A 20,027-nucleotide genomic window follows, 5' to 3' on the forward strand; every position below is an offset into this window, starting at 1 on the left:
CCATGGAAATGAAGCACTACGACGTGATCGTGGTCGGCGCAGGCATTGTCGGCCTGGCCCATGCCTACACCGCCGCCCTGCGCGGTTTGAAGACACTCGTGATCGAGCGCGATGCGGCCTGCATTGGTGCATCGATCCGCAACTTCGGCTTCGTCACCGTGACGGGGCAACAGGCAGGCGCGCACTGGTCGCGCGCCATGCGTTCGCGCGACATCTGGGCCAGCATTGCCCCGCAGGCAGGCATAGACGTGGTCCACAAAGGCCTGTGGATGACGGCCCGCCGCCCTGCTGCGCATGCGGTGCTGCAGGCGTTCATGGAAACCGACATGGCCACCGGCTGCGAGCTGCTTGCACCCGATGTGGCCCAGCGGCGCCATGCCGCATTGAACACCGAAGGTCTGCAATCCGTGCTCTACAGTCCGCACGAATTGCGCGTGGAATCACGCACCGCCATTCCACGACTCGCGGCGTGGCTGCATGAAGCCAAGGGGGTTGATTTTCGCTTTGGTGAAGCCGTGGTCGAGATCGACACACCGCGTGTTCGCACCACGCGCGGCGAGTATTTTTCCGAGCGCGTGGTCGTATGCACCAACGCCGCTCCCGGTGGATTGTTCGCACCGGTCTGGGAACAACACGGCGTGCGCCAATGCCAGTTGCAGATGCTGCGCGTGCGTCCGCAAGCGGGCTTTCAACTCAACGGTTCGGTCATGGGTGACCTGAGCCTGATTCGCTACGAAGGCTACGCGGCGCTCGCACCATCGCAGGACTTGCGAGCGCAACTGGAGCAGGAAGAATCCGCTTCGCTGCAGCATGGCATTCATCTGATCGTCGTGCAGAGCGCAGATGGGTCACTGGTCGTCGGCGACTCGCATCACTATGGCGCTGCCATGCAGCCCTTTGCCAGCGATGCAGTGGATGCCCTCATCCTGCGGCATCTGCGTGAGACGCTGCACTTGAGTGAAGCCAACGTGGTCGAGCGCTGGGTGGGAACCTATCCCTCCTCATCGGCTGTGCCCTGCATTGTTCACGCGCCGAGTGATTCGGTGCGCGCCGTCACGGTGACGGGCGGTTCGGGCGCGAGCACCGCACTCGGTCTGGCAGAAGAAGTCTTCGCTGCCTGGTAACGCTTCACGCGCGACATCGCAGACAAGAATCGGGACGGGACCACCAACTTCCAAGGTCCCGCCCCGTTCTCACTTTTTCGGGCTCCTCGCGTTTTTCTCTCTACCCTGCGAGTGCCCATTTTGTGATTTGCCAATCGACGCCCTGATCTTCAAACCTTGCGAAGCAACGTTCAAACAACCGCAGCACTCCATCAGCGCCTCACCTCCCTCTATGAAGTCTTTCGCCTCGCGCTGAATCAGCCCGCTTCCGCAAGTGCGGAAGAACTGTGCTCAGAATGCTCGAACAACTCCTGCCTGCTTTTCTGGTTGCGCACCGAATCGCCGGTGCTCCACGCTCTGGCTTCGTCTGTCGACCAAGCAGGAAAGGCCGCTCCGGCAGGACGCCCGCAAGGCGTGGCGCCGGTCTTCTTTCCCGCCAGCGCATTGGCGACATCACCCGCCAGCACGAGGACGGGCTGGGCATCGCGATAGATGCATGGCTGAGCGCGCAGCTTCTGCACAAAAGCATCGCAGGTCGCCAACGCCACCGCATCGGCCACTCCGCCGATGCGCCCGCATGCCGGATAAGGCTCGTCCGATTGGAAACCGACGGCCAGACCATCCTCATCGCGCACTATCTGCACCGCCGCATAGCGAATGGCGGACAGCGAATCGGCGAGCACGGCCAAGCCTTCCAGACTGCAGGCCATGACGTAGGCGGCGTGGCAGTCATGCAATGCCATAGCCAGACCGGACTCGCCCTGCCGCTCGTGCAGAAAGTGCGCCGCGTTGAAGGAATCGACGCAGTTGACGGCAAGCCAGTCGAGCACCTTGTCGAGCCGCGCGACGACGTCTTCGTATTCAAGAACATCGCCCCAGAACGGCTCCAAGCCTTGAATGACAAGCACGCCGCTTTGCTCGTCAACACCACCATTGATCGCATACAGCAAGGCCTTTGGCAGATTGATGCGGCCAGCATCGAGCAGTACCTGCTGGCCCAGACTCAACGCGGGAACATGCGAACCGATCACATAGTCGTCGCCCAGAAGACTGCGCAGCCCCATATCGTTTTCAAAACGAAGTCGCCCGGTGTCGTTGGCGACATCTGTGCTGAAATGGCGAAAGGCGCGCGGCAATTCAGGTGACCAAAGCACCGCTACCTGCGGCATGTGCTCAGCGGAGCCATGTTGCAAGGAGTGCAGCAGACGAAAGCTGGTTCGCGTGACAAGCGCGCTTCCATCGTCGCTCGCGCCTCCAAGACATTCCACGACAACTGCACCATCGGATTCCTGCGCGCAAAGTCGGTTCATGTTGCCCAGCTTGAGCAACAACTCATCGATCAAGGTCTGCGCCTGCTGCTCATTCAACACACCCTCATCCATGTCGCGCTGAATGTAGACATCGAGAAACGCCGAAACACGCCCGACAGGAAAGGCAGATGCTTCATGCGCGTCGGCGGCGGCCATGGCAGCGAGCGCCATCCACTGCACGGCTTCATGCGCATTCGACGCCGGGCGGTTGATGTCCACCCCTTGCGCAAGCGCCACGTCGCGCAACTCCTCCAGCGCCAGCATCTGCTCGGAGAGATCACGACGCTGCTGCATCAGCGCTTGAGTGAATGGCCCTTGGTTCAGCGCCGCGAGTTGCTGCCTGCGCTCTGCGCGCAGAAAGTCCACGCCGTAGAGCGCCACACGCCTGCAATCCGCTGCAGTGGAGCTGCGGCTCATGGGCTCCGGCATGCCGTGAAGCAAGCCCGCATCGCGCGCAGCGTTGACCTGTGGTGAATGAAGCTCCGAGACATCCAAGCGAGCTTCTGCACGTCGATTTTCAACGCGCAAGGACTTGGTGTTTGTGGATGGCAATCCGGCCGCGCGCAACGCAACACTGAGCGCAAACGACATGGGCACATCGCGCACATCGTCTTCAACAGGCACAAGAAAATTCGCCCCACCCAGATAGGGCCGAACATTCGTCTGCAGAAAGCTGCGCATGTCCACGCAGGCCTTCCATGCACCCGCATGAAAGCCACGCCAGGGATCGGTATTGCGGTTGTTGCTGCTGTTGCTGCTGTTGCTGTGCGCGATGGAATCCGTCATCGAGGCCATCCCATTTTCCGAAGTAAAGGAAAGATCAAAAATCAAACTTCGGCAAGGTTATCCAGCCAATCGCAATTCCTTAAAGGAGTAAATCAAGTGAACCCCAACATTCACAGTGATTGACAGACGAGAAACATGAGCTTGCAAATGCCGCAGAACTCGCCGTTTTCATCGACATTTTTCTTATGCCGATTCTGTGAACTGAGGTCAGCCAGCCCGAAGGCTTCGCACTGCTTCGCGGAACAGCTTGATTGATCAGCAACAACGCATAAATGGGAAGGCTCTGACAAGCTCACGCGCAAACAACGCGCAGCATGGCCACAGACTACCAATTCGACATGTCCCCAAAAGCATCCACACGATCCGAAGCATCGGCACTTCCTATTCCTGTTTCGCTCCCCAGTTCGCTCCCCGCTTCACTGAACACCGACAGCCTCCGCCAACTGGTCCACGATTTCTACGCGGACGTCATCGCGCACGAACTGCTGGGTCCGGTCTTCCAAAAGGAGTTGGGTTCACGCTGGAGCGCGCATCTCGACCGCATGGTGGATTTCTGGAGCACGGTGATGCTCGGCACGCGCACCTTTCGCGGCAATCTGGTGCAGCGCCACATGCAATTGCAGGACGTGAGCCCCGCACATTTCAATGCGTGGATTCAGCTGTGGACGCACCATACCCACGAGCGCTTCGACAGTGCGACGACCTACAAACTCAGGCGCGTGGCCCACGACATCGGCAGGCAGTTGTTCACGGGCTATTTTGAAGCGCAAGCCGCCATCAGCAACGCGCGCTGACGACGCGCTACCTACGCGCTTGCTGCCGGGCCTTGCGCAAAGGCTCCAGCAGATCGCTCAAGCCGTTGTGATCGATCTCGAACATCAGTTGCAGCAACTGGCCGACATGCCCCTTGGGAAAGCCCTCACGCGCAAACCAGTGCAGATAGTTGGCGGGCAGGTCGGCAATCATCGTTCCCTGATGCTTTCCGAAGGGCATGGGGGTGGTCAGCAGTTGTTCGAGATCTTCGGGTTTCATTCAATGCACTGGTTTTGGCGTTCGCTCAATCGGCCTTGATGCTGGCTCTTGCAGCCACCGCGCGCATCTGCGGCTGTTCCTGTTCCACGCGCGCCAGCAAGGCCTTGCCGGTGCTCCATTGTGGGGTCAAACCGACTTCCTTGAGCCGCTTCTGGACTTCCGGCTCGCTCATCGTGCTCTTGAGCGCATTCTCCAGCTTGGTCTGAATCGCAGGCGGCAATCCGGCAGGGCCGAGCAGCGCAAACCAGGCCTCGGCCTGAAAGCCGGGATAGCCGCTCTCGGCCACCGTGGGCACATCGGGCATCAGCGGTTCACGAGCAGCGCTCAGCACGGCCAACGGCTTCAGTTTTCCAGAACGCAATTGCGGCGCTGCGGCCACCACCGAATCCACACCCACAGGCACCTGCCCGCCCATCACCGCCGTGAGGCTCTGCGAGCTGCCATTGAACGGCACATGCGTCATGTGCGTGCCCAGTGCCGATTGCAGCAGCTCCGCACCAAAGTGCGCCGACGAACCGGAACCGAACGATGCATAGCTCAGACCGCTGTTCTTGTCCTTGCCCTTGGCCACCAGCTCGGCCAGCGTGTTCACGCCGGACTGCGGATTCACCGCCACCACCAGCCCCATGTTGGCAACCGATCCCAGCATGGTGAAGCTCTTGATCGGCTCGTAAGGCAGGCTCTGGCGAATCGCGGCATTGAGCGTGAGCGTGCTGTTCGAGCCGAGCAGCAAGGTGTAGCCATCAGGTACCGACTTGGCCACTTGCGCGGCAGCCACCATCGTGCCTGCACCGGGCTTGTTTTCCACGATGACGGACTGCCCGAGTTTCTCGCCCATGGTGGTCGCCATCAGTCGGCCAAGAATGTCGGTCGCGCCACCGGCTGCGAACGGAACGACGAGCTTGATCGGCTTTTGCGGATAGTCGCCCTGCGCGAGCGCCGACGTGCCCGCCAACGATGCGAGGGCGAGAACGCCAGCGCTTGCAACCAGCTTCAGAAAATGATGACGAGAGCAATCCATGCGTGAACTCCAGAGAACTCGAAAAGCGTTGAGGGGTGATGTTTGAACAGTCGTTGGAACCAACAGCGGATTCATGCGCCAAGCAGCGGGCTGTGCACCTTCGACGCCCCGCTCGCCAGGTCATACGCATGCCCCAGTTGCAGCACGCCGAAGTCGTCCTGCGTGCGACCGATGATCTGAAAACCTGCGGGCCGGCCTTGCGCGTTGATGCCCGCAGGAGCGGCCAGCGCAGGCAAGCCCGCCATGGTCGCGCCGATCACGGTCTGCATCCAGCGGTGGTAGGTGTCCATGGTCTGCCCGGCCACGGAGTGCGGCCAGTCGAGCTCGGCCTGGAACGGGAACACCTGTGCGCTTGGCAGCAGCAGCGCCTCATACTGCAGATGCAAGCGACGCAGACACTCATACCAAGCCGTTCGCACGCGCGACGCATCGAACACCTGCATGGCGCTGAGTGCCAAGCCGCGCTCCATTTCCCACACGGCTTCGGGCTTGAGCAGTTGGCGTTTGGCAGGGTCTTCATACAGCGCGCGATTGGTTCCTGCGAACTGAAAACTGCGCAAATCGAGCCAGGCATGCCACAGGCTTTCCATGTCGAACTCGGGCACCACAGGCTCCACGCTGCAGCCGAAGGAATCGAAGTGCTTGAGCGCATGTTCGCAAATATCGAGCACGCCCGGCTCGGTCGGCAGATGGCCGTTCAGATCACCAAGCCACGCAATGCGTGCGCCCTTGAAGTCACGATCCAGCGCCGCGCTGAAATCAACCTGCGACCTGTGCGTGAGCGGCAGTCGCGCATCGAATCCACCGATCACCGACAGCAGCAAAGCCAGATCCGGCACATTGCGCGCCATCGGACCGCCGACGCTGAACTGCTGAAAGAACGCCTCGTCGCCCGGCCCGTGCGGCACGCAGCCCACCGAGGTCCGCATGCCATAGACATGGTTGAACGCCGCAGGCGTTCTGAGCGAGCCCATCATGTCGGAACCATCGGCCACCGGCAGCATGTGCAAGGCCACGCTCACCGCCGCGCCGCCGCTGCTGCCGCCTGCCGAGCGCGACGGATCGAACGCGTTGCGCGTGGTGCCGTAGACCTCGTTGTAGGTGTGACCGCCCAAGCCGAACTCGGGCGAATTGGTGCGACCAATGAAGATCGCACCGGCCGCGCGCATGCGTTCGAAAGCCACGCAATCGGTCTGCGAGACCTGTCCCTTGAAGATCGGCGAGCCCTTGGTCGTCACCATGCCCTTGGCCGGCATGATGTCCTTGGGTGCTTGCGGAAAGCCATGCAACACGCCCTTGCTTTCGCCACGCGCCAGTTGCTCGTCGAGTTGCACGGCTTGCGCTTTCAGTTCCTCGCGCGGCATGGGGGCGACGATGGCGTTGACCTCTGGATTGAAGCGATCAACCTGCGCGAGGTAGGCATCCAGCACCTCGGCGCTGGACACCTCGCGCGCATGGATAGCCTGCGAAAGTTGCACGGCCGTCAGCTCCACGATGTCATTCGGCCCGTTGTCCGGTTGCTTGCTCATCACGATTTCTGTCTCCTTGGATCGACTTTTCGACCACATGATTCCGCGCGCTGGAACGAGGATGCCAGCCGAAATTCATGTGCTCTGTGAGACTCACTTTAAGATGGCTTCGCTTTGCGCACAACCGACAAATACTTCAGCTTGCCTTGCGTTTCATGCAAACCTCCAGACCTGCCACCATCCTCTCCGCTCAATTGCAGGACACCGCCCTGCGCTGCCTTCTCGAAGTCGTGCGCAGCGGCTCTGTCAGCGAGGCAGCGCATCGACTCAACGTGACGCCATCGGCAGTCAGTCGCCAGATTGCCGCGCTGGAGGAACTGTTGGGCGTGCCACTGTTCGAGCGCCGCCCGCGCGGCATGGTGGCGAGTCCTGCGGGTGAAGTGCTGGCCAACCATGCACGCCGCAATGCGCTCGAAGCGGATCGTGTGGTCTCCGACATTCAGGCGCTGCAAGGTCTGCGGCGCGGTGTGGTGCGGGTGTGCAGTTCATCGGGCTTTGCCATCGAGTTTCTGCCGCGCGTGATTGCACAGTTCCGCGAGCAGTATCCGGGCATGCAGTTTCAGTTGCGCGTGTGCGGACCGCAAGCCGCCACGCAGGCGCTGCTGCGCGGTGAGGCCGACATCGCCATCACCTACAGCCGTGCTGCGGAGCGCGACATCGCAGTGGCGTATCGCGGTGCGGCGTCCATCTATGCCTTCATGCGTCCGGACCATGCACTGGCGCATCTGCCGCATGTCACGCTGCGCCAGTTGCAGCCGCATGCGCTGGCCCTGCCCGATCCCGAGAACACGGTGCGGCAATTGTTTGACATCGCCTGCAGCCAGAAGGGACTCGTGTTCGACCCGGTGCTGGTGTGCAACCAGTTCGAGGCGCTGATGTACTTTGTGCTTTACGGCGGCGGTGTTTCCATCGCGGGTGGAATCACCGTGCGAGATCACGTGCGGCGCGGCGAACTGCGCGCAGTGCCGATTCGCGAACGCGGGCTCAATGGGCGCAATGTGGAAGTGCAGACGCTTGCGGATCGCACGCTGCCCGAAGGCCCGCGCGCGTTCATGCAGTTCCTCATCCAGCAACTGGAATCACTGGCTGGCGAGAAGCTGCAGAACGCGTGAATGGTCGAATCGGCTCGTTCAGGTACGACGACGCACGTGCAGCGGATAGGCAGGATCGGTGTAACCCGGCGTCGATGGATGACCGGGCGCGACGAGTTCATCGACCAGACCATCGTCCTCGGGCGTGACCACGTAGTCGAGCGCGGGGAAATAGTCCTGCCACTGCGCAAGCGTGCGCGGGCCTGCGATCACCGAACTCACCGCACGATGCGCAAGCACCCAGGCGGTGGCGAACTGCGCAAGCGAGATGCCGCTTTGCTCGGCATGTTGCTTGAGCCGCTGCGCAATCACGAGCGACTCTTCGCGGAATTCGGTTTCCGTCATGCGTCGGTCACCACGACCTGCACGCGTGCCTTCCTGCGGTGCCTGACCCGGCAGATACTTGCCGGTCAACACGCCGCGCGCGACCGGGCTGTACGAGGTCACGCCGATGCCGAAGTGCTCGCAGGCCGGAAGAATCTCGACCTCGGGCATGCGGTTGAGCAAGTTGTAGTACGGCTGGCAAACCACCGGGCCGGGCATGCCGATCTGGCGCGCGCCGTGGACCATCTCACCGATGCGCCACGCGCGGAAATTCGACAGGCCCCAGTAGCGGATCTTGCCGTCACGCATCAGCGCATCGAGCGCATACAGCGGCTCCTGCAGATCCATGTCGTTGAAGTCGCGGTGCAGGTAGAGGATGTCGATGTGATCGGTCTGCAGGCGCTTCAAGCTGGCCTCGACTTCGCGCAGCATCCACTTGCGCGAGTACTGCCCTTCGTTCGGACGATCCGACATGCGGTTGCCGAGCTTGGTGGCCAGCACCCAGTCGTCGCGCTGGCCTTGCAGGATCTGGCCGAGCATGGTTTCGGAAGCGCCCTTGGTGTAGACGTCGGCCGTATCCATGTAGTTCACGCCATGCTCGCGCGCGTGGGCGACGATGGACGAAGCTTCGGCCAGTTCGGTCTGGTCGCCGAACATCATCGTGCCCAGGCACAGCGCCGACACCTTGAGTTGGCTCTTGCCGAGATTGCGGTATTGCATTCCTGTTGTCTCCTTCTTTCTTGGTTCTTGTCTGTCGCGTCGATCAGTAGTGCGGTGGCCGCTCGTTGAGAATCGCCTGCCCCGAACCAAGCGCACCGGCCTCAGGCAACTGTTTGCGCAGATCGGCGACGACGCGGATCAGATCGTCGATCTGTTGCTGCTGGCGGTAGATGGTGAGGTTGAGCTGATCAAGCAGGTCTTCGGTGAAGCTGGCCTTGATCTCCAGATCACTCAGACGCTGATCGGTTTGTTCGTTGAAATCGGACATATCTTGTCTTCTGCCTGCTGCTGGCCGAAAGCGCCCACCGTATCACTGGCGTGTGACCACGGCGTGCACATCCGGCACAGCGAATGAGGCCTTGGCTTACGCGGCCAGCGCCTTCTTCAGGCGCGCAATGCCTTCGCGGATCTTGTCGACATCGGCTGTCGCAAACGACAGACGCAGCGTGGACACATCCGGGTTCTGGCTGAAGAACGGAGCGCCCGGCACAAAGGCCACGCCTTCGGCGATCGCACGCTTGGCGAGTTCGTTGGCATTGCTTTCCTGACCGCGAGCGCCCGTGAGCTTGACCCACATGAACAGGCCGCCCTTGGGCTGCACGAACTCGACGGCATCACCCAGTTCGGAGCGCAGCGCATCGCCCATGGCCTTGGCGCGCTCGGCATACACGGCACGCACGCGCGCCAACGTCTCGGGCATCACGCCGGATTGGAGGTATTGCGCGGCAGTCGCCTGCGCGTAGGTGCTGGTGTGGGCATCGCTGAACTGCTTGCACATGGTGGCGCGGGCCAACAGATCGGGATGACCAATCAGCCAGCCGATGCGCAGACCGGGGCACAGCACCTTGCTGAGCGAGCCGCAATGCGCGAGCCACTCGCGGCTGCCGGGCACGCTGGGCGACAGGGCCAGCAGGCTTGGCGGTGGCGCATCGCCAAAGTACAGGTCGCCGTACGGATCGTCTTCCACCAGCAGCACCTGGTGCTTGACGGCCAGCTCCAGCACCTTCTTGCGGCGCTCCAGCGTGAGCGTGGCACCGCTGGGGTTGCCGAAGGTGGGAATCAGATAGACCAGCTTGGGTTGGTGCTCGACGATCAGCTTTTCGAGTGCATCGGGCTGCACGCCTTCGCTGTCGACCGGCGCGCTGATGACTTCCGCGCCGTAGAGACGAAAGCACTGGATCGTGGCCAGAAAGGTCGGGCCTTCGACGATCACCTTGTCGCCGGGATTGATCATGGTCTTGCCGATCAGGTCCAGCGCCTGCTGGCTGCCGGTGGTCACGATCATCTGCTCGGGAGCCACATCCTTGGCACCCTTGGTCGCCATGAAGGCCGAGAGCTGTTCGCGCAGCGGCTGGTAGCCCTCGGTCGCGCCGTACTGCAGCGCGGCACCGGCCTGGTTGGCCAGCACTTCGTCGACGGCCGTCTGAATGCCGGAAACGTCGAACATGGCGCTGTCGGGAAAGCCGCCAGCAAAACTGATGATGCCGGGCTTGCCCAGCAACTTGAACAATTCACGAATCGCCGAGGTCTCGACGTTATTCAAACGGTCAGCAAATTTCATCCCACACATCCTTGGAAATACATCGGGCAACTGCCCCCATTGTCTTGCATTGGAGGACGCCACGACAGCGCTCGGCTTTTCGGCTCCGGCATTTCCACACCGCGATACATGCAACCAATCAATACAAGCATTTACACACAAGTACGCAAATGAATGCTCTTCATGCCTGAAATGAACGGAATTGCTGCAGTGCAAGCAGCGTTGTTTGCATTTCATCACTCGAAAAACACAACTCTGCACGAGGTAGGTCGATCATTTTTCGCCTTCGAGTAAGGTCGATCATTTATGATTTTATATTATGAAATCATTGATTTAACGCAAACAAACGAATCTATTCAGACTCCTTTAATTAACAAAAAAAGCAATTGGTAACACATGATGATCACTCAGACCATAGGCCTCGGTTCAGTTCATTGGCTTGAGTTTTTCAGGAGTCTGACATGCGGTCCTTCAACTTTTTCACCCAAAAACCTGTTTCGCTGGCCGTGGCTTCGGCCCTGGTGATCTTGCTGACCGGCTGCTCTTCCAGCGGCTCGTTGCGCAGCGACGCAGGAGGCACTTCCGGCGGCGGCACTGGCGCCGGCATCACCGATGGCGCCGGCACCGGTAGCGGAACAGGCGGCGAGAACAGCGGAAACATGAACACCGGCGACGGAAGCGGCACTGGTGCAGGCTCCGGCACTGGTACAGCCAACAATGGTTCCGGCACTGGTACGGGCTCCGGTACGGGCTCCGGTACGGGTACTGCTGGAAACGGTACTGGAACGGGCTCAGGGTCAGGAACAGGCTCTGCCGGCTCCGGATCCAACGGCGGCAGCGGCTCAGGTTCCGGCGGAACGATTGTCGCTGGTGGCGGTGGCGGTAACACTGGTGGCGGCAACACAGGCGGTGGCAACACAGGCGGTGGCAACACAGGCGGTGGCAACACAGGCGGTGGCAACACTGGCGGTGGCAACACTGGCGGCGGAAACACTGGCGGTGGCAACACTGGCGGCGGAAACACTGGCGGTGGCAACACTGGCGGTGGCAACACTGGCGGCGGAAACACTGGCGGTGGCAACACTGGCGGCGGCACCGTGGCTGGCGGCCCTCTCCAAGTCATTCGCGATGTCAGCACCGGCGCTGCGGGCGTAGTGTCCGGTGCAGCAGGTGCCGTCGGCGACGTGGGCTCCACGGTCACCAACGTGCTCAATGGCGCCCTGGGCAACACAGCGCTTGGTGGCGTGTCTGCGCCTGCGGGTGGTGTGGTCAAGGAAGTCGGTGAAGCCGTCGGTTCGCTGGCGACAGGTGTGGCCAGCGGTCTGGGCCAGATCGGAACCAGCACGGACCCTATCGGCACGACACTGAGCAGCCTCAACCCTACCGTCGGTCATGTAGGACATGCAGTGTCATCCGTGGGTGACACCGTGAGCGCTCTGGACACACCGCAGCTTGGTGTCGTAGGTGATGTGGCAGGTCTGGCTGGCGGCGTTGTCGATCAGGTGGGCACTACGGTGACGAGCCTGGGCTCCACGGTCGGCTCCGTCGTGGACAGCACTGGCGTGCGCAATCTGACGACCACGGTCGCAGGCACTGTCACTCCGCTGCTCGGCAATACCATCGGCGCCGTTCAGAACCTTGGCAATGCCACAGGTCTGGGCGAACCCGTGACCAACATCCTGACCATGGTGGGCGGTCTGGTGACCACCACCGGCAACGGCCTTGCCGGGACGCAGACCCCGATCATCACGCCTGCCGGCAATCTGGTGGCAGCAACGGGTGAAACGGTTTCTGCGCTGGGCGGCGCGACCTCGACCAACAACACAGCCAACAGCGGCCTGCTGGGTGGCTTGCTCGGCAACACACTCGGCACCGTCACCAATGTGGTCAGCGGGGCAACGGGTGGTTCGACAGGCACTGGTGCGGCAACGGGCGCATTGGGCGGTGTGGTCGGAACCGTCACCAACGTGGTGGGCGGCGTGGCCGGCGGCACAGGCTCCACGACGGGTACGGCCACAGGGGCGGTCGGCGGCGTGGTGGGCGGTGTCGTGAACACCGTGGCCGGTGTGGTGGGCGGCGTCACAGGGGGAACAGGTTCCACCACCGGCACAGCAACCGGAGCGGTCGGTGGCGTGGTAGGCGGTGTGGTGAACACGGTCACCAGCGTGGTCGGCGGCGTGACCGGCGGCACAGGTTCCACTACAGGTACGGCCACTGGCGCTGTGGGCGGCGTGGTTGGCGGTGTCGTGAACACCGTGGCCGGTGTGGTCGGCGGCGTCACTGGCGGAACAGGTTCCACCACCGGTACAGCCACAGGGGCAGTCGGTGGCGTGGTGGGCGGTGTGGTGAACACGGTCACCAGCGTGGTTGGCGGCGTGACTGGCGGCACAGGCTCCACGACGGGTACAGCCACAGGCGCGGTGGGCGGTGTGGTTGGCGGTGTCGTGAACACCGTGGCCGGTGTAGTCGGCGGCGTCACTGGCGCGGTCACTGGCGGAACGGGTTCCACCACTGGCACAGCAACCGGCGCAGTCGGTGGCGTGGTCGGCGGTGTCGTGAACACCGTGGCCGGTGTGGTCGGCGGTGTCACTGGCGGCACAGGCTCCACAACCGGAACCACCACGGGTGCGCTCGGCGGTGTGGTCGGTGGCGTGGTGAACACGGTCACTGGTGTCGTGGGCGGCGTGACAGGTGCGACAACGGGCGGCACAGGCACGACAACCGGCACAACGACTGCTGGGGTCGGTAACGTGGTCGGTGGCGTCGTGAACACGGTGACCAGCGCGGTCGGCGGTGTGACGGGTGGCACCACCACGGGCACCACTACGGGCGCTGTGGGCGGACTGGTAGGCGGTGTCGTGAACACGGTAACCGGCGTAGTGGGCGGTGTGGTGGGTGGTGTGACGGGCGCGGTCACCAACACGGTGGCCGGGACTACCGGCACAACGACGGGAACCACCACAACCGGAACAACCACCACAGGTACGACAGGCACGACCACCGGCACCACCACCACGGCAGGCACGACCACCGCCGTCGGAGGTGTCGTGGGTGGCGTGCTCGGGGCAGTCACTGGCCTGCTGGGTGGAACCACCACAACCACTGCAACCAACACCACGACAACCACCACAACTGGCGGTGGCGGTCTGCTCGGTGGTTTGCTGGGAGGCAAGAAGTAAGCAGCAAGCAACATCAGGGTTTGCTCTCTCTCCAATTCTCAGCAAGCAGCACAACAGTAACAACGTGTTTCTTACGAAACCGCTGTTGCTGTTGTGTGTTTCGAGAGGCGCCTAGCGACATGCGGGGACCGCGCCATTACTCACGACAAGAAGGTCGATCATGATTTACCCCGCCACTTTCTCTCTCAGACTGCCCGCACTGGCAGTCTTTTTGTGCTTTTCGCCCCTGCTCAGCCACGCGCAATCCGCGACTGCTGGCGGCAATCCATTGAACACACTGCCTTCGGTGCCCGCGCCCCAGCCGCAGGCGCAGGTGCCCCTGCAGGTCGCGCCGCCGCAAAGTCAGGTCGAGCAGGTGCTGGCCGCCAAGGTGCAGGTCACGCGCGTCGATGTGCAAGGCGTGTCGGCCATTCCGTTCGAGGAGGTCAGCGCCTTGCTCGCCCCGTTGTCCGGCGGCACGCACACGGTGGCAGACCTGATGGCCGCCGCGCAGAAGGTGACTGCGCTGTACCAGCAACGCGGCTACGCGTTGTCCTTCGCGTTTGTTCCGGCGCAGGATTTCGCGGGCGGCGTCGTGCGCTTCAATGTGGTCGAGGGCTATCTGCAGCGGGTCGAGCTGGAAGGTGATTTCGGCAAGTCCGAAGCGCTGGTGCGCGAGATCGCCGAGCCGCTGCTCAAGGAGCGTCCGCTCACCGCCGCCACCTTCCAGAAGCAGACGCAGTTGATGACGCGCCTGCCCGGCATCGAGATCGCCGCCATCGCCAATCTGCCCACCACGACCGATGGCGCGACGCCGCTGGTCCTCAAGGCCAAGCACAAGCCGATCATCGTCTCGGTCGGCGGCGAGTTGCGCAAGCCCACCTCGCGCTTCATGGCGAATGTGCTGGTCAACGATCCGTTCTGGCAAGGCAGCCAGTTCCAGTTCTCGACCTTGCTGCGCAATCCGAGCGACGAGCGTTTTCTGTCTGCCGGTTTCACGCAGATGCTCAACGCCGCAGGCACCATGGCGCGCGTGAGTTTTTCGGACTACCGCAGCCACAACGATCCGCTGTCCAAGCTGCCGGGCATCGACGACACCACCACCCAGCGCAAGCTCGACCTGAGCGTGACGCATCCGTGGATCGTCGCAGGCAACGAGCAGCTCAGCACCACCGCCGGTTTCTACGGACTGAACTACCGCAAGGAATACTGGGTGCCTGCCAACCAGATCAGCATCCACGACGAGGAACGCGTGCGTGCTCTGTACGCACAGGTCGCCTGGTCCAAGTCCGCCGCTACGGTGGGCCGTTCGGCCAACGTGACTTTGACGCAAGGCGTCGATGGTCTGGGCGCAGGTTTCGATCGCGGCAACAACGTCGGTCAACCGATGGCGGAGAACCCGGCGAAGCTCAACTTCACGCGCTTGAGCGGCGACTATTCCGAGCGCCATCGCTTTGCCAGCAAGCTGGGCGCGGCCTTCGGTGTCGGCGGTCAGTATTCGGGCGACATCCTGCCCACGCCCGAGCGCGTGTCGTTCGGCAGCTCGCGCTATGGCCGAGGCTATGCGCCGGGCGAGTTCTCGGGCGACAAGGGCATCGGTGCAAACGTCGAGCTGAACTACCTGTTCGGCATGGACAGCAAGTGGCTCAAGAGCGTCGAGCCCTATGTGCTGTACGAACACGCCAAGCTCTGGCAGAACACGGCAGGCACCGTCGCCACGACGATAAAGTCCGCCAGCCTTGGTGCGCGCTTTGCCGACAACAAGCACTACTCGCTCGATCTGTCGGTCTCCAAGCCGCTGGGCGCGCGCACGGCCAACAACCCCGAGCGTTCGCTGCGCTACGGTCTGATCCTGAGCTACAACCTCGATCTGTAGTCTCTGCCCTTTCCTCTGCCTTCATGGTGCTGCGACAATGCGGCACCATGAAACAGAGCGACATCGAGCCCTTCTTCGCCACGCTGAAAGCGGCCAACCCACAACCCAATACCGAGCTGGAATACACCTCCGTGTTCGAGCTGCTCACCGCCGTCCTGCTGTCCGCGCAGGCCACCGACGTGGGCGTGAACAAGGCCACGCGCAAGCTGTTCCCGGTGGCCAACACGCCGCAGGCCATCCTCGATCTGGGGCTGGAAAAGCTGGAGAGCTACATCAAGACCATCGGCCTGTACCGCAGCAAGGCCAAGCATTTGATGGAGACCTGCCGGATCCTCGTCGAGCGCCACGACCGCAAGGTGCCGCATACGCGCGAAGAACTGCAGGCCCTGCCCGGCGTGGGTCGCAAGACCGCCAACGTGGTGCTCAACGTCGCCTTCGGCCAGCCGACCATGGCGGTGGACACACACATCTTCCGCGTGAGCAACCGCACGGGTCTCGCACCCGGCAAAGACCCGCTCGCCGTCGAGCTGCAACTCATGAAGCGCGTGCCCGATGAGTACGCGGTCGATTCGCACCACTGGCTGATTCTGCTGGGCCGCTATGTCTGCCAGGCCCGCAAACCGCGCTGCTGGGAATGCGTGGTCTCGCAGTACTGCGATTTCAAACCTAAGACCACGTCAGCCTGAGGCGGATTGGCGCGCGCAGACAAAGTCGCCAGACGGCGCGTTGGCTGACATGAGCGATGCATATGGAAGGAGAACAATCCTTCAAAAGACTCCAACAGCACCGTTCACAAAAGGCCAACCGCCATGGGAACAGCGTCCACTCCACTCCAGCCCGGTGTCTACTCGCCAGAGGAAAAACGCCACCGCATCTTCGCGCTCATGACGGCCTCGTCCGGCAATCTGGTGGAGTGGTTCGACTTCTATGTCTAAGCGTTTTCCGCGCTCTACGTTGCGGGAGCGCTCATTCCCAAGTCCGATCTCACGGTCCAGTTGCTGAACACCGCTGGCGTGTTCGCCGCCGGATTCCTGATCCGCCCCTTCGGCGGACGATGATGATGGTGATCGCCTTTCTGTTCAGCCTGCGCCTGCCCAAGCAGGCCGCATATCTGCACCACGATCACTGATTCAGGCAAAAATCAGAGCAAGAAGATTCCACACGGCGCGCATCAGCCCTTTTGTTTCAATGAGTTGCAACACTATCAATAGAACGTATGATAATGTTGTTTAAACACAATTGACTCAGGCTATGCCTCCGCAACCCGACTCCTTCACGAAAGCTCTCGAGGATTGCATTCAGGAAAGCGTCAAGACCAGTTCGACACTGCTGACGCAGGTTCTCGTCATCGGACGCCGGTCCATGGTGGAGGCGCGCCTGAACGCCTCCTCGCCCAACCAGATGCTGGCCTTGCACAACGCCACGCACATGCTGGTGAAGTACGAGAACGAGCTGATCGCCACCTACCCCGCTGAACTCCAGAAGCAGTTCGACGCGATTCGGGCTGACACGGCAGGCACCATCGTGCGCCGGACAGAAGTCCCTTTCAACAAGCTCACCATCCTGCAGGACCACGAATTCAGCGCGCAGATGGCGCTCTCGCAACTGCGCCACAACGTCATCACCGCGACCGAAGTCGATTGCGCCTTGCTGAACTCCTACACCAGCGCCGCACGAGGTCTCATGCGCGTGCGGCCCGATAGCAACCCCTTCCAGCCGGAGAGCTACATCCTCGCCCTGCAGCAGGTTTTCGAGACCGCTGGCGTCGATTTCCAGGCCCGGCAGATGTGGTTCCAGCACATGGGCACCGCGCTGGGCAACGAGCTGGTGCTGCTCTACAAGGCCTTGATCAGCCGGCTCACCGCACAAGGCGTCGAGCCCATCAACTATTCCCTAACCCGCCCCAAGGAATACACGGTGCCGGATGCGGCCATCGAAGAGGCCGCGTATCTGATCGTGCCCACGGCAGCGCCCTTGGCCACCCCCGTGCACACCTATGCACCGGCGGTGTTCTCCGGCTTCTCGGTGCTGCACTCGTTCAAGGAAAGCGACTTCGCCTTCCCCTCGCTGCCTTCGAGCAATCCGTCGGAGCCGACGCTGTCCTTTCCTTCGTTGGAAACCGATCCGGATCCCGCAGCACCTGCCGACGCCGCCTCGCCTTTTGCACTGACCAAGGAGGTCAGCTCCGGCGGCATGAACTCGCTGATCCAAAGCGCGGAATTCGTCACGGGTTTGACGAACGCGCTGCCCACTTCCGATGAAGATCTGGCGGCGATGAGAGCGCGGCCGGAGTTCGAATTTCTCCCGCCGAAGTCTGCAGAACAGGAGTCGGAAAAAAAAGAAGCGGCCGCAGCAGTCAAGCCAGAAGAGACCACGGCTGCCAGCACCTCCGCAGCCGATCAACCCGTCTCCAGCACCACGGCAATACAGCAACTGCTCGAACAGATCCTTCGCGAACAAGCGCTGCCCGAAGCCTTCAGCCCTATCGTGCGCAGCTTTGAACCGGCGCTGGTTCGTCTGGCGCGACGCGACGACAGCTTTCTGACCGATGAAAAGCACGCGGCCCGCAGACTGCTCAGCGCCGTCGTGCAGACAGGACTGAACGCCCGCAGCGAAAGCACCCGCCAGTTCGACCGATTCATCGCACTCGCCGACGACACGGCGCGCAATCTGGTGGCCCTTCCCGTGCGAGACGCAACCGCGTTCGAACACATGGTGCTGACCTGGGATCGCGCGTGGAACAAGGCCGCCGCGGGCCTGATCGCGCGCTCTGCCGCAGGCCATGCGGATGCATTCCAGGCCTTGGTGCGGGCGCATTCTCTTGCGTTTGCAGCGCTTCCGACAGCGCAACAGGCACCCGACCATTGGCGTGATTTTCTGACCGGCCCATGGGCGCGCGTCACCGCCCACATGCAATGCGCGAGCGACAGCCAACGCGCCAACAAATATCTGACCATCGCGCCCGTGCTGCTCTGGTGCGTGCAGCCCAAGATCGATGTCGACGACGCACTCCGCCTGCGCCCATGGATCGAGAGCATTCGCCGCCACGTTCACCATGGCCTTGCAAGCATCGGCTACTCGACCGCCGAGATCGCGCCGTTGCTGCAGCGTGTGGACCGTCTCCAGATCGCGCTGGACAGCGGCACCGCACCCGACAGTGCGCCACCCGCTGCGAATGACGAAACGAACCACGCAAAGCCGACGGAGCCATCCCATGTCGACTCGTTCGTTCAAACGCTGGCATCGGGCCAGTGGTTCGACATGTGGATCAAACAGCGCTGCATCCGCACGCAGCTCACCTGGGTCAACGAGGGACGTACATCGTTCATGTTCGTCGCCGCAGATCGCACCTCGCAGTCACTGACTCGCCGCATGCTCGAAGGCCTGGTCGGCAAAGGCGGCCTGCGACGCGTGGATGGCCCTGGCGCGGAACGCGGCGCGTCCTAACCTGAAACTGCGTCAATCAAGCAGCGTTGCTGCCGTCCACTCCGGCCGATTCGAAGCTCGCCATCTCGCGCAAAAACACGCAGGCCGATTCCAGCAGCGGCCATGCCAGCGCCGCACCCGAACCTTCGCCCAGACGCAAACCCATGTCGAGCAGCGCATCGCCCTTGAGCAGCCGCAGCATGTGCGTGTGACCCGGTTCGCCCGAGCGGTGCGCGAACACGCAGCGCTCCAGCACCGCAGGCTGCAACTGGCTTGCGACCAGCACCGCAGCCGTCGTGATGAAACCATCGACCACGATCACGCGACGCTCCGCCGCCGCTTGCAACACGGCACCCGTGAGCGTTGCGACTTCAAACCCGCCGAGTGCGGCGAGCGCTTGCAAAGGCTGTTTCGCGTCGGCGTTGGCTTGCAATGCGGTCTCCAGAATCTGCAACTTGCGCGCCACGCCAGCCGCGTTCAACCCTGTGCCAGCTCCCGTGCATTCGGCCAGCGACACGCCACCCAATCGCGCAAGCAGCAACGACGCCACCGAGGTGTTGCCGATGCCCATTTCGCCCAGCATCACGGCATTGCCCGGCATGTTCTTCACCAGTTGCTTGCCGTTCTCGATGGCCTGCTCGCATTGCGCCATCGTCATCGCCGGACCGACGCTTGCGTCCTGCGTGCCCGCAGCAATGCGGCACGAAACCAGTCGCGGTGCGCCCAGCCGGTGCTCTCGCTGAGGAATCTCGCGCGCCACGCCGCAGTCCACCACGGTCAGCGCCAAACCGTTCTGGCGTGCCAGCACGCTCACCGCCGCGCCGCCCGCCAGAAAGTTCTCGACCATCTGCCAGGTCACATCGCTGGGATAAGCCGAAACGCCCTTGGCCGCCAGACCATGATCCGCCGCGCACACCAGCATCTGCGGCTCGCGCAGCACAGGTTCTTCCGTGCCCAGAATGCTGCCGATGCGATGCGCCAGCGTTTCCAGCTTGCCCAATGCGCCCAGCGGCTTGGTCTTGCTGTCGATGCGCTTTTGCAGACGCGCGCTCAAGCCTTCATCGGCAATCGAAGCAATTTCGGGAATCAACGTAGTCATTCTTCTTCACTC

15 protein-coding genes and 1 pseudogene are annotated in these 20,027 nt (G+C 62.3%); 8 read left to right on the forward strand and 8 right to left on the reverse strand.

The window, feature by feature from the left end; all coding sequences use genetic code 11:
• The first annotated feature begins 8 nt into the window (after positions 1-8).
• Positions 9-1,124, forward strand: a complete 1,116-nt coding sequence (locus tag G7048_RS04045; RefSeq protein ID WP_166070780.1) for a TIGR03364 family FAD-dependent oxidoreductase — start codon at positions 9-11, stop codon at positions 1,122-1,124.
• A gap of 236 nt (positions 1,125-1,360) precedes the next feature.
• Here the strand turns inward: G7048_RS04045 and G7048_RS04050 are convergent, their stop codons facing one another.
• Positions 1,361-3,199 (reverse strand): pyruvate formate lyase family protein, encoded by a 1,839-nt coding sequence (locus G7048_RS04050; RefSeq protein ID WP_166066916.1) that lies wholly within the window; start codon positions 3,197-3,199, stop codon positions 1,361-1,363.
• A gap of 338 nt (positions 3,200-3,537) precedes the next feature.
• Here G7048_RS04050 and G7048_RS04055 point away from each other — a divergent pair, with 338 nt between their 5' ends.
• Positions 3,538-3,993: a group III truncated hemoglobin gene (locus tag G7048_RS04055; RefSeq protein ID WP_205750333.1), complete on the forward strand. Its 456-nt coding sequence runs from the start codon at positions 3,538-3,540 to the stop codon at positions 3,991-3,993.
• Positions 3,994-4,000: 7 nt separating this feature from the next.
• Here the strand turns inward: G7048_RS04055 and G7048_RS04060 are convergent, their stop codons facing one another.
• From G7048_RS04060 to G7048_RS04070, 3 genes are all read right to left on the reverse strand, one after another.
• A complete protein-coding gene (locus tag G7048_RS04060) occupies positions 4,001-4,231 on the reverse strand; it encodes a DUF3820 family protein (protein ID WP_166066917.1) in 231 nt (76 codons plus the stop codon).
• A 25-nt stretch (positions 4,232-4,256) separates the two neighbouring features.
• Entirely contained in the window at positions 4,257-5,252 is a 996-nt protein-coding gene (locus tag G7048_RS04065) for a tripartite tricarboxylate transporter substrate binding protein (protein ID WP_166066918.1), read from the reverse strand.
• A 71-nt stretch (positions 5,253-5,323) separates the two neighbouring features.
• A complete protein-coding gene (locus tag G7048_RS04070; RefSeq protein WP_166066919.1) occupies positions 5,324-6,781 on the reverse strand; it encodes an amidase in 1,458 nt (485 codons plus the stop codon).
• Positions 6,782-6,960: 179 nt separating this feature from the next.
• Between G7048_RS04070 and G7048_RS04075 the strand changes: the two genes are divergently transcribed.
• On the forward strand, positions 6,961-7,893 hold the full coding sequence (locus G7048_RS04075; RefSeq protein WP_166070782.1) for a LysR family transcriptional regulator: 933 nt from the start codon (positions 6,961-6,963) through the stop codon (positions 7,891-7,893).
• 18 nt (positions 7,894-7,911) lie between these two features.
• Here G7048_RS04075 and G7048_RS04080 read toward each other — a convergent pair whose 3' ends face one another.
• From G7048_RS04080 to G7048_RS04090, 3 genes are all read right to left on the reverse strand, one after another.
• Entirely contained in the window at positions 7,912-8,916 is a 1,005-nt protein-coding gene (locus G7048_RS04080; RefSeq protein ID WP_166066920.1) for an aldo/keto reductase, read from the reverse strand.
• 43 nt (positions 8,917-8,959) lie between these two features.
• The gene (locus tag G7048_RS04085) at positions 8,960-9,184 is read right to left on the reverse strand and encodes a SlyX family protein (protein WP_166066921.1); all 225 of its coding nucleotides are present in this window, start codon (positions 9,182-9,184) and stop codon (positions 8,960-8,962) included.
• 96 nt (positions 9,185-9,280) lie between these two features.
• Positions 9,281-10,477: a PLP-dependent aminotransferase family protein gene (locus tag G7048_RS04090; protein ID WP_166066923.1), complete on the reverse strand. Its 1,197-nt coding sequence runs from the start codon at positions 10,475-10,477 to the stop codon at positions 9,281-9,283.
• A gap of 440 nt (positions 10,478-10,917) precedes the next feature.
• On the opposite strand from G7048_RS04090, the gene G7048_RS04095 reads away from it, so the two are divergent.
• The 5 genes and pseudogenes from G7048_RS04095 (at position 10,918) to G7048_RS04115 (ending at position 18,937) form a co-directional block, all read left to right on the forward strand.
• Positions 10,918-13,635 (forward strand): collagen-like triple helix repeat-containing protein, encoded by a 2,718-nt coding sequence (locus G7048_RS04095; protein ID WP_166066924.1) that lies wholly within the window; start codon positions 10,918-10,920, stop codon positions 13,633-13,635.
• A gap of 160 nt (positions 13,636-13,795) precedes the next feature.
• The gene (locus G7048_RS04100; protein WP_166066925.1) at positions 13,796-15,490 is read left to right on the forward strand and encodes a ShlB/FhaC/HecB family hemolysin secretion/activation protein; all 1,695 of its coding nucleotides are present in this window, start codon (positions 13,796-13,798) and stop codon (positions 15,488-15,490) included.
• 47 nt (positions 15,491-15,537) lie between these two features.
• Positions 15,538-16,176: an endonuclease III gene (gene nth / locus G7048_RS04105; protein ID WP_166066926.1), complete on the forward strand. Its 639-nt coding sequence runs from the start codon at positions 15,538-15,540 to the stop codon at positions 16,174-16,176.
• A gap of 123 nt (positions 16,177-16,299) precedes the next feature.
• Positions 16,300-16,542, forward strand: a pseudogene (locus G7048_RS04110) (alpha-ketoglutarate permease); the annotation flags it as partial.
• Between the two features lie 199 nt (positions 16,543-16,741).
• Positions 16,742-18,937 carry a DUF1631 family protein gene (locus tag G7048_RS04115; RefSeq protein WP_166066927.1) on the forward strand — a complete coding sequence of 732 codons (2,196 nt, stop codon included), beginning with the start codon at positions 16,742-16,744 and terminating at the stop codon, positions 18,935-18,937.
• A 16-nt stretch (positions 18,938-18,953) separates the two neighbouring features.
• Here the strand turns inward: G7048_RS04115 and cobT are convergent, their stop codons facing one another.
• On the reverse strand, positions 18,954-20,015 hold the full coding sequence (gene cobT, locus G7048_RS04120) for a nicotinate-nucleotide--dimethylbenzimidazole phosphoribosyltransferase (RefSeq protein WP_166066928.1): 1,062 nt from the start codon (positions 20,013-20,015) through the stop codon (positions 18,954-18,956).
• Positions 20,016-20,027: the final 12 nt, after the last annotated feature.

Origin of the sequence: Diaphorobacter sp. HDW4B (assembly GCF_011305535.1) — a bacterium.
Taxonomy (GTDB): Bacteria; Pseudomonadota; Gammaproteobacteria; order Burkholderiales; family Burkholderiaceae_C; genus Diaphorobacter_A.